Source organism: Streptomyces sp. BF23-19 (assembly GCF_041106355.1).
GTDB lineage: Bacteria > Actinomycetota > Actinomycetes > Streptomycetales > Streptomycetaceae > Streptomyces > Streptomyces virginiae_A.
Genome location: NZ_JBGBPT010000050.1, coordinates 1 through 9,879 on the forward strand (window position 1 = coordinate 1; position 9,879 = coordinate 9,879).

The following is a 9,879-nucleotide window of genomic DNA, read 5'->3' on the forward strand; positions in this document are numbered from 1 at the left end:
CCTCGCCGGCGCTGCGCACCGCGGCCCGACGGCTGGGGCGGCAGCTGCTGCGGGCCGCCCGGGCCACCTGGCCCGCCGCCGAACTGGAGTCCCTGGCCGCGGCGTTCCCGCGCGGGGCCCACCAGCCCGTGGTGCTCGGTGTCACCGCCCGGGCGGCCGGGCTCGGGCCGCTGGACGCCGCGCACGTGGCGGCGTACGAGAGCGTCGGCGGGCCCGCCACGGCGACCGTACGGCTGTTGGGCCTGGACCCCTTCGAGGCGAGCGGGGTACTGGCCCGACTCGCCCCCGAACTCGACGCCGTCGCGGCCCGGGCGGAGCAGGCCGCGCTGCGCGCCCGCTCCCAGGGCCCGGAGGCGCTGCCGGCGGCCTCCTCACCGCTGCTGGACATCTCGGCGGAGGTCCATGCCGACTGGCCGGTCCGTCTCTTCGCTTCCTGACCTTCCGACCTCCTGACCTCCCGAAGGAGACACCCCCCATGCACCTCGACCACGCCGTGACCTATCCCCACCGGCACACCCACAGCGCCCACCCCCTGCGCCCCGACGGCACCCGGCGGGCGCTGCGCATCGGACTCGGCGGACCGGTCGGCTCCGGCAAGACCGCCACCGTCGCCGCCCTGTGCCGCGCGCTGCGCTCCGAGCTGTCCATGGCCGTCGTGACCAACGACATCTACACCCGCGAGGACGCCGAGTTCCTGCTCCGCGAGGCCGTGCTGCCGCCCGAGCGGATCACCGCCGTCGAGACCGGGGCCTGCCCGCACACCGCCATTCGCGACGACATCTCCGCCAACCTGGAGGCCGTGGAGGAACTGGAGGACGCCTTCCGGGAGCACGGCCGGCTGGACCTGATCCTCGTCGAGTCCGGCGGGGACAACCTCACCGCCACCTTCTCCCGCGGACTGGTCGACGCCCAGATCTTCGTCATCGACGTGGCCGGCGGGGACGACATCCCCCGCAAGGGCGGACCCGGCGTCACCACCGCCGACCTGCTCGTCGTCAACAAGACCGACCTCGCCCCGCACGTCGGATCCGATCTCGACCGGATGGCCCGCGACGCCGCCGAGCAGCGCGGCGAACTTCCTGTCGCCTTCCAGTCGCTGCGCGGCCCCGAAGGGGTCGGCCCGGTGGCCGCCTGGGTGCGCGAGCGGATCGCCGCCTGGTCCTCGCGGTGAGCGCCGCGACGGCCGAGGACATCGCGCAGGCGCCATCGACACCGCCCGTGGGCCTGCGGGCCACCGCCCGCATCCACGCCGTGGCCGACGGGCGCGGCGGCACCGCCCTGCCGCTCCTCGCCGGGGAGGGCCCGCTCGCGCTGCGCCGCACCCGCTCGTCGTCGCAGGCCGAGGCCGGGGTCATGCTGGTCGGAGCGATGAGTGCCCCGCTCGGCGGGGACCACCTCACCGTCGAGGCCACCGTCGGCCCCGGTGCGCACCTCTCCCTCGCCTCGGCCGCGGCCACCCTCGCACTGCCCGGCCGGACCGGCGCGCCCGCGCGGTACGACGTACACCTCACCCTGGAGGACGGGGCGTCCGTGCGGTGGCTGCCCGAGCCGCTGGTCTCGGTGCGCGGCAGTGACCTGAGGGTGCGCACCCGGGTCCGACTCGCCCCCACGGCACGGCTGGTGCTGCGCGAGGAGCAGGTGCTCGGCCGCACCGGGGAGGTTCCGGGTCTGCTGCGCAGTCGCCTCGCCGTCGAGTGCGGGGGACGTCCGCTGGTGGACCAGGAGCTCGCCTGCGGCCCCGGCGCGCCCGGCGGCTGGGACGGTCCGGCGGGCCTGGCCGGACATCGGGCGCTCGGTCAACTCCTCGTCGTGGACCCTGCCTTCGCCGAGGATGCGCCCGCCGCGGCGGTCCTGGGGGAGTTCGCGGCGGTGACGCCGCTGGCGGGTCCGGCCGTCCTGGTGACGGTCCTGGCCGCGGACGCCCTGCGGGTGCGCGAACTGCTCGACGCGGCCTGCCGAACGTACGGGTGGTGAAAGCGGGACGCATCAGGCACCGCTCAGCGGTACACGCCTTTCCGGTTATCGGGTTGGCAAAGAAGTCGATCCGGCCCTGTCGCCGGGTCCCGATCAGACGACAGGATCCCCCTGCACGCCGACGACCGAACCCGACCAACCCGGCCGCCCACGGCGGTACCTGACGCAGGGGGAACAACCACGTGATACGCAACGCGGCGCTGGGGAGCGCCGCCACACTGATCACCGGCACACTCGCGGCGAGCCTGCTGCTGGCCCCGCCGGCCGCGGCGGCCTCCGCCGGCAGCGACGGCAGGCTCCCGGAGGCGCTGGGCGTTCAGATCGCCGCCGCCCGCGCCGCCCGTGCCGGGATCGACTGGAAGGACTGCCCGGCGGACTGGGGCTTCGAGAAGCCCATCCAGTGCGGCTGGGTGAAGGTCCCGCTCGACTACGCGAAGCCGTACGGCAAGACCATCGACCTCGCCGTCGACCGGATCGGCAGCACGGGCACCAAGGAGGAGCGCCAGGGCGCGCTCGTCTACAACCCCGGCGGCCCCGGCGGCTCCGGCATGCGCTTCCCGCGCCGCGTCACCACCAAGAGCCCGCTGTGGGTCAACACCTCCAAGGCCTACGACTTCGTGGGCTTCGACCCCCGCGGTGTCGGCCACTCGGCGCCGATCTCCTGCATCGACCCGCAGGAGTTCGTCAAGGCCCCGAAGGCCGACCCGGTCCCGGACTCCGAGGCCGACAAGCGCGCCCAGCGCAAGCTCGCCGCCGAGTACGCGGACGGCTGCAAGGAGCGCAGCGGCGAGATGCTGCCGCACATGACCACGCCGAACACCGCGCGTGACCTCGACGTGATCCGGGCCGGCCTCGGCGAGAAGAAGCTGAACTACCTCGGCGTCTCCTACGGCACCTACCTGGGCGGGGTCTACGCGACCCTCTTCCCGACCCACGTGCGGCGCATGATCGTCGACAGCGTGGTGGACCCGTCGCAGGACAACATCTGGTACGAGGCCAACCTCGGCCAGGATGTCGCCTTCCAGATGCGCTGGAACGACTGGCAGGACTGGGTCGCCAAGAACGACGCGGTCTTCCACCTGGGCGACACCCGCGCCAAGGTCGAGGCCCGCTACCAGAAGCTGCGCGCCAAGGCCAAGGCCAACCCGCTCGGCGGGATCGTCGGCCCGGCCGAGCTCATCGGCTTCTTCCAGGGCGCCCCGTACTACGACTCCTCCTGGGTGCCCGTCGCCCAGACCTGGGCCGCGTACGAGGCCGGTGACGAGCAGGCGCTCGTCGACGCCATCGCCCCGGACATGACGGACACCAAGGGCAACGCGGCGTCCGAGAACGGCAACGCCGTGTACACCGCCGTCGAGTGCGCCGACGCGAAGTGGCCCACCAGCTGGTCCAAGTGGGACCGGGACAACAGCAAGCTGCACCAGAAGTACCCGTTCCTGACCTGGTCCAACGCGTGGATGAACCTGCCCTGCGCGACCTGGAAGGCCAAGCAGAGCACCCCGATCGCGGTCGGCGCCAAGCACGGGCTGCCGCCCGTACTGATCGTCCAGTCCGAGCGGGACGCGGCCACGCCGTACAAGGGCGCGGTCGAGCTGCACCGCCGCCTCGCCGGCTCGCGTCTGATCACCGAGAAGAGCGCCGGCTCGCACGGTGTCACCAGCCTGGTGAACCCCTGCATCAACACCCGCGTGGACAGCTACCTGCTCACCGGCAAGGTCGACGCCAAGGACGTGACGTGCGCCCCGCACGCCACCCCCGTGGCCCCGGCCCCGGCCGCGGCGAAGTCCCTGTCGTCCGACGCCCCGGCCGAGTCCTCGGTCCTCCCGGCGCCGGAGGAGCTCCCCGCCGTCCGGTAAGAACCGGCGGTAGCGAGCGGACGAGCGGGAGAAGGCTCAGCGCGCGGTGCGCCGGGCCTTCTTCCGCTCTTCCTCCTCCTCGGCCTTGACCTCGGCCGCGTAACGGTCGACGTACTCCTGGCCGGACAGTCCGAGGATCGCGTACATGATCTCGTCGGTGACCGCCCGCAGGACGGCGCGCTCGCCCTCCATCCCGGCGTACCGGGAGAACTCCATCGGCTCGCCGAAGCGGATCGTCACCCGCCGGATCTTCGGGAGCTTCTTCCCGGGCGGCTGGATCTCGAAGGTGCCGACCATGGCGCAGGGGATCACGGGCACCCCGGCCCCCAGGGCCATCGCGGCCACCCCCACCTTGCCCTTGTAGAGCCGCCCGTCGTGCGAGCGCGTCCCCTCCGGGTAGATCCCGAGCAGCTCGTCCTTGGCCAGTACGCCCAGACCCTCGCGCAGGGCCGCCTGTCCGGCGTTCTTGCCCGACCGGTCCACGGGGATCTGCCCGGCGCTGCGGAAGAAGGCGGCGGTCAGCCGACCCTTGACCCCGGGGCCGGTGAAGTACTCGGCCTTCGCCAGGAAAGTGATCCGCCGCTTGAGGATGGCGGGCATCAGGAAATGGTCGGAGAAGGACAGGTGATTGCCCGCGACGATGGCGGCCCCTTCGGCGGGGATGTTCTCCAGACCCTCGATCCGAGGTCTGAACAGCAGCCGCAGCAGAGGGCCGAGCAACACGTGCTTGAGCAAGTGGTAGAACACCAGGCCGCTCCTGTCGATATCCCGTTGTCACCGCCATTTTACGAACGGTGAGCCGCGGGACGTCAGGGGGCGGGAAGGGACCTTACTCAGACATTGCGTGTCGCGGCCATCCCGGCGGTCAACAGCCCCAGCACCACCCAGCCGAACCACAGCCAGCCGTTGCTGCCGAGGGCCACGGAATACGCGGCCACGGCCACCAGAGCGGCGAAGGTCATGACGCACATCGCCTTAACGGATCCGGTCATGCCCCATGGTGGCGCGCGAAGACGGTGTCGCGCTACTGGCCACGCGCTTGGAGCGAGGCGAGATACGCGTTGTACGCCGCCAGCTCCTTGTCACCACTGCGGTCCTCGGCCCGGTCGGACCGCCGCGCGGCCCGCTGCTCGGAGTGGTACCACTGGTAGACGAGGGCGATCAGGACCAGGACCGAGGGGATCTCGCTGAAGGCCCAGGCGATGCCGCCGCCCCACTGCTGGTCGAGCAGCGGGTCGATGCCGAGGGACGCCGGCGGGTTCTCGTACGTCTTGATCATCGGCTGGCTCGCCATCATCAGGGCGATGCCGAAGAAGGCGTGGAAGGGCATGCCCGCGAACAGCTCCAGCATCCGCATCACGTAGCCCGGCCGGTGCGGGCCCGGGTCGATGCCCATGATCGGCCAGAAGAAGATCAGCCCGACGGCGAGGAAGTGCACCATCATCGCGATGTGCCCGGTCCGGCTCTCCATCAGGAAGTCGAAGAGCGGGGTGAAGTACAGGGCGTAGAGGCTCGCGATGAACATCGGGATCGTGAAGGCCGGGTGCGTGATCACCTTCATGTACCGGCTGTGCAGCAGCATCAGCAGCAGCTCGCGCGGCCCCTTGTGACCGCGGGCGGCGGGCGGCAGCGCGCGCAGCGCCAGCGTCACCGGGGCGCCCAGCAGCACCAGGATCGGGGTGACCATGCTGATCACCATGTGTTGCACCATGTGCACGCTGAACATGACCATGCCGTAGTCGTTCAGCTTGGTGCACATCACGAGGATCACGGTCAGCACGCCCACGGCGAAGGCGATGGTCCGGCCCAGCGGCCAGGAGTCCCCGCGCCGGCGCAGCCGCAGCACGCCCCACCCGTACAGGGCGAGCCCGACCAGCGAGCCGATCAGGAAGAAGGCGTCGAAGGAGAACTCCAGCCCGCGCCCGAGAGTGAACGGAGGCAGGTCCATGTCCATGTGCATGTCCATGCCGTGCCCGCTGTGATCCATCTGTTCACTCCCTTGACCGTGATGCCCCACCACAGTAGTGCCGCCCCCGGGCGCTCGTGCGCGCGGGGGCGGCCTGTCACAAAAGGGACGTCATGGAAGGGGACATCACAGAACGGTCTGCGCCTCGTCGTACCGCTCGGACGGCACCGTCTTGAGGGTCGAGGTCGCCTCCGAGAGCGGCACCATCACGATGTCCGTCCCGCGCAGCGCGGTCAGCATGCCGAACTCGCCGCGGTGCGCGGCCTCCACGGCGTGCCAGCCGAAGCGGGTGGCCAGCACCCGGTCGTACGCGGTCGGCGTGCCGCCACGCTGGACGTGACCCAGGATCACCGGCCGGGCCTCCTTGCCCAGGCGGTTCTCCAGTTCCACGGCGAGCCGGTTGCCGATGCCGGCGAAGCGCTCGTGGCCGTAGATGTCCTTGCCGCGCTCCTCGAAGTCCATCGAGCCGGGCTTGGGCTTGGCGCCCTCGGCCACCACGACGATCGCGAACCGCTTGCCCGCGGAGAACCGCTCGCCGACGATCTCCGTCAGCTCGTCGATGTCGAAGGGGCGCTCCGGGACGACGATCGCGTGCGCGCCGGCCGCCATGCCGGAGTGCAGGGCGATCCAGCCGGTGTGGCGGCCCATGACCTCCACCACCATCACGCGCTGGTGGGACTCGGCGGTGGTCTTCAGCCGGTCGAGCGCCTCCGTGGCGACCCCGACGGCGGTGTCGAAGCCGAAGGTGACGTCGGTGGAGGCGATGTCGTTGTCGATGGTCTTCGGGACCCCGACGATCGGCAGACCGGCCTCGGAGAGCAGGTTCGCGGCCTTCAGGGTGCCTTCGCCGCCGATCGGGATGATCGCGTCGAGACCGAGGTCCGCCACGTGGCCGCGGGCGCGCTCCACACCGTCGCGCAGGTGCGCGGGCTGGACCCGGGAGGAGCCGAGGATGGTGCCGCCGCGGGCGAGGATGCCGCCGACGGCGTCGAGGTCGAGCTTGCGGTAGTCCGCCTCCAGCAGGCCCTTCCAGCCGTCGAGGAAGCCGATCACCTCATCGCCGTGGTCGACCACGGCGCGGTGCACGACGGAGCGGATGACGGCGTTGAGACCGGGGCAGTCGCCACCGGAAGTGAGCACACCTATGCGCATGGCAGGAACGGACCTTTGCAACGTGGGCCGGCGACCGGACCACGTCGTCCGGTTGGAACTACGGCCACCCTACAAGCGGTGGAGAGGTGGACTGAACCATCCTCCACATGCTGGTCGCACTCGTCGTACGAAATGACGTCGGCCCGGTTCCCCCTAGGGAAAACCGGGCCGAACACATGATGCGGGGGCCGCCCCGATGAGCGGTCCGCGGGGCGCTACGCGGGCTGCGTCGCGGCGGCGATGCGCTCCGCGCGCAGCGCCTCGTACCACCGGTCGTCTATGGCCGGCAGCGCGTTCACATCGAGGGCCAGCTTCAGCAGCAGGTCCGCGATCTGCGGGTTGCGGGCCATCACGGGACCGTGCATGTACGTGCCGAACACCGTGTCGTTGTACGCGCCTTCGGTACCGTCACCGGTGCCGTTGCCGCGACCCATGGTCACCCGGGCGAACGCCTTGGCCGTCGGGCCGAGGTGGGTCACGCCCTGGTGGTTCTCGAAGCCCGTCAGCTGCGGCAGGCCCAGGCGCGGGTCGATGTCCCCGAGGACGTCGCCGACGCACCGCTCGCCCTCACCGCGCACGGTGACGACGTCCAGCAGGCCGAGGCCCTCCTGACGCTGGCCCTGGTCGTTGACGAACTCCTGGCCGAGGATCTGGTACCCGGCGCAGACGGAGAAGACGATCGCCCCGTTCGAGACGGCCCGCTCCAGGCCGCCGTCGCGCAGCAGGCGCTCCGCGGCCAGGCGCTGCGGCCGGTCCTCGCCACCGCCGATCAGGTAGATGTCGCCCGAGGTGGGGATCGGCTGGTCGCTGCGCACGTCCACGCGCTGCACGTCCAGGCCGCGCTGGCGCGCCCGGCGCTCCACCACGAGGGCGTTGCCCTGGTCTCCGTACGTGCTCAGCAGGTCGGGGTAGACCCACACCAGACGCAGGCTGTTGTCGCTCATGCTCTTGTCCTTTATGGGTACTAGTTGCCGACGCGGCGGCGCACGTCCTGGAAGGCGGTGTAGTTGGCGATCAGCTCGATCTGTCCGGGCGGCGCGAGCTGCACGGCCTCGTCGAGGGTGTCGCACACCCGGAACTCCAGGCCCGCGACCTCCAGGCGGACCGCGAGGTCCAGCTTGCGGTCACCGATCACGAAGATCGGGTGACCGGCCAGCCGCGGGTAGTCCACGTCCCACAGCCAGGAGGTGTCGGTGCCGTCGGCGCCGCGCGCGTTCACCGAGAGGATCACCGGGGTCGGCGGGGGATCGATCAGCGAAAACGTTTCGAGCCAGCCCGCCGGGTTCTTCGCGAGCAGCAGCCGCAGCTCACGGCCCTGGAAGTTCACCACGTCGTAGCGGCCGGCGACGGCCTGCACCTGGTACATCCGCTCCAGCGCGACCTGCGGCGGGACGCCGAAGACAGCGGCCACGGCGGCCGAGGTGGCGGCGTTGGCCTTGTTGGCGCGGCCGGGCAGCTGGAGGTGGATCGGCCAGGCCGAGCCGTGCGGGTCCAGGACGTGGTCGCCGGAGAGCACCCAGGTCGGGGTCGGGCGCCGGAATCCGCACTCGCCGCAGAACCAGTCGTCGCCGGGGCGCTGCATGACGCCACCGCAGGAGGGGCACGACCAGGCGTCGTCCTTCCACTCCTGGCCGGCCGCGACCCACACCACGTTCTGGGAGGAGGACGCGGACCACACGATCAGCGGGTCGTCGCAGTTCGCGACGATGACCGCCTTGGAACCCTGGAGACCCTCGCGCCACTTCTCCGCGAGCATGCGGGTCTCGGCGGCGCGGTCCAGCTGGTCGCGGGAGAGGTTGAGCAGGGCGATCACCTTGGGGGTGACGTCCCGGGCCACTCCGGCCAGGTATTTCTCGTCCACCTCGATGACGCCGTACTTGGCGTCCGAGCCACCGGCCAGCGCGGAGGTGATGCCGGCCGGCATGTTGGCGCCGAGGGCGTTGGAGACGACCGGACCGCTGGCCCGCAGGGCCTCCGCGATCAGTCGGGTCGTCGTGGTCTTGCCGTTCGTCGCGGAGACGAGGACGACATCGAGATGTTGCGCCAGCGCGCCGAGAAGATCGGGGTCGAGCCTGAGTGCGACCTTGCCACCGATCACCGATCCGCTTCCGCGTCCCGCGGCCCGCGACACCGCCGCCGCGGCCTTGCCCGCCGTCACGGCCAGCTTGGCCCGCGGCGAAAGCGGCTCCGTGTTGCCTGCCATCGTCCCTTGTCCTCCTTGCGTCGGTCGGCCCCAGCCTATCCAGTGCCGGCCGGAGCCTTGACCGCGGCGCCCCCGCCCCGCCGCGGATCTCCTCATATAGTCGCCCGTCGTAGGCTTACCGCCATGCGACAGCGCCCCATCCCCGGTACCACCGGCCTCGTCCGCACCATGAGCCTGCTGGGTGATCCGGTGCTCCGTTCCGCGTGCGCGGAAGTCACCGAATTCGGCCCGGAACTCGACCGGCTCATCGAGGACATGTTCGCCACGATGTACGCCGCCGAGGGTGTCGGGCTCGCCGCGAACCAGATCGGCGTCGGACAGCGGGTGTTCGTCTACGACTGCCCCGACGACGAGGACGTGCGCCACGTCGGGCACATCGTCAACCCGCGGTTGGTGACGGCCGACGGGGACGAGTTCCTGGGGCCGGAGGGGTGCCTGTCCCTGCCGGGGCTGGAGGCGGGCACCCCCCGCTTCGACCACGCGGTGGTGGAAGGGGTCACGTCGGACGGGGCGGCGGTGCGGATCTCGGGGACGGGGTTCTTCGCGCGGTGCCTGCAGCATGAGTGCGATCACCTCGACGGGACGGTGTACGCGGACCGCGTGACGGGCCTGCGCGGCCGTCGCCTGCGGCGGGCCATCCGGAAGACCTCCTGGGGAGCCGAGGCGCTGCGCGGCTAGCCCGTTCCCCTCTCGGCCGGGGCCATCTCCAGCCTCGCCGGCGTTTGAGG

At 71.4% G+C, this 9,879-nt stretch carries 11 protein-coding genes; 5 read left to right on the plus strand and 6 right to left on the minus strand.

The annotated features are described in order from the left end of the window. The 4 genes from AB8A24_RS25945 to AB8A24_RS25960 all read left to right on the plus strand — a co-directional run. Positions 1 to 437 (plus strand): urease accessory protein UreF (locus tag AB8A24_RS25945; RefSeq protein ID WP_369477782.1); only part of this gene is annotated, 437 nt, incomplete at its 5' end. A 38-nt stretch (positions 438 to 475) separates the two neighbouring features. Beyond that, on the plus strand, positions 476 to 1,171 hold the full coding sequence (gene ureG, locus AB8A24_RS25950; RefSeq protein WP_266388766.1) for an urease accessory protein UreG: 696 nt from the start codon (positions 476 to 478) through the stop codon (positions 1,169 to 1,171). Further along, positions 1,168 to 1,974 (plus strand): urease accessory protein UreD, encoded by an 807-nt coding sequence (locus AB8A24_RS25955; protein WP_328964290.1) that lies wholly within the window; start codon positions 1,168 to 1,170, stop codon positions 1,972 to 1,974. The genes ureG and AB8A24_RS25955 overlap by 4 nt, the downstream gene beginning before the upstream one ends. Positions 1,975 to 2,156: 182 nt before the next feature. Then, positions 2,157 to 3,830 carry an alpha/beta hydrolase gene (locus AB8A24_RS25960; RefSeq protein WP_369477783.1) on the plus strand — a complete coding sequence of 558 codons (1,674 nt, stop codon included), beginning with the start codon at positions 2,157 to 2,159 and terminating at the stop codon, positions 3,828 to 3,830. A 36-nt stretch (positions 3,831 to 3,866) separates the two neighbouring features. Here AB8A24_RS25960 and AB8A24_RS25965 read toward each other — a convergent pair whose 3' ends face one another. The 6 genes from AB8A24_RS25965 to AB8A24_RS25990 form a co-directional block, all read right to left on the minus strand. Then, positions 3,867 to 4,577: a 1-acyl-sn-glycerol-3-phosphate acyltransferase gene (locus AB8A24_RS25965; RefSeq protein WP_266388760.1), complete on the minus strand. Its 711-nt coding sequence runs from the start codon at positions 4,575 to 4,577 to the stop codon at positions 3,867 to 3,869. 86 nt (positions 4,578 to 4,663) lie between these two features. After that, the gene (locus AB8A24_RS25970) at positions 4,664 to 4,822 is read right to left on the minus strand and encodes a hypothetical protein (RefSeq protein ID WP_030719054.1); all 159 of its coding nucleotides are present in this window, start codon (positions 4,820 to 4,822) and stop codon (positions 4,664 to 4,666) included. 32 nt (positions 4,823 to 4,854) lie between these two features. Next, positions 4,855 to 5,817, minus strand: a complete 963-nt coding sequence (locus AB8A24_RS25975; protein WP_328964292.1) for a cytochrome c oxidase assembly protein — start codon at positions 5,815 to 5,817, stop codon at positions 4,855 to 4,857. Positions 5,818 to 5,922: 105 nt separating this feature from the next. Continuing rightward, positions 5,923 to 6,948, minus strand: a complete 1,026-nt coding sequence (locus tag AB8A24_RS25980; RefSeq protein WP_030719059.1) for a 6-phosphofructokinase — start codon at positions 6,946 to 6,948, stop codon at positions 5,923 to 5,925. Positions 6,949 to 7,163: 215 nt separating this feature from the next. Beyond that, positions 7,164 to 7,892, minus strand: a complete 729-nt coding sequence (locus tag AB8A24_RS25985; protein ID WP_328964293.1) for a glutamine amidotransferase — start codon at positions 7,890 to 7,892, stop codon at positions 7,164 to 7,166. A 20-nt stretch (positions 7,893 to 7,912) separates the two neighbouring features. Beyond that, positions 7,913 to 9,151: a MurT ligase domain-containing protein gene (locus tag AB8A24_RS25990; protein ID WP_030719064.1), complete on the minus strand. Its 1,239-nt coding sequence runs from the start codon at positions 9,149 to 9,151 to the stop codon at positions 7,913 to 7,915. A 123-nt stretch (positions 9,152 to 9,274) separates the two neighbouring features. Between AB8A24_RS25990 and def the strand changes: the two genes are divergently transcribed. Continuing rightward, entirely contained in the window at positions 9,275 to 9,829 is a 555-nt protein-coding gene (gene def, locus AB8A24_RS25995; protein WP_328964294.1) for a peptide deformylase, read from the plus strand. The last annotated feature ends 50 nt before the right edge of the window (positions 9,830 to 9,879 follow it).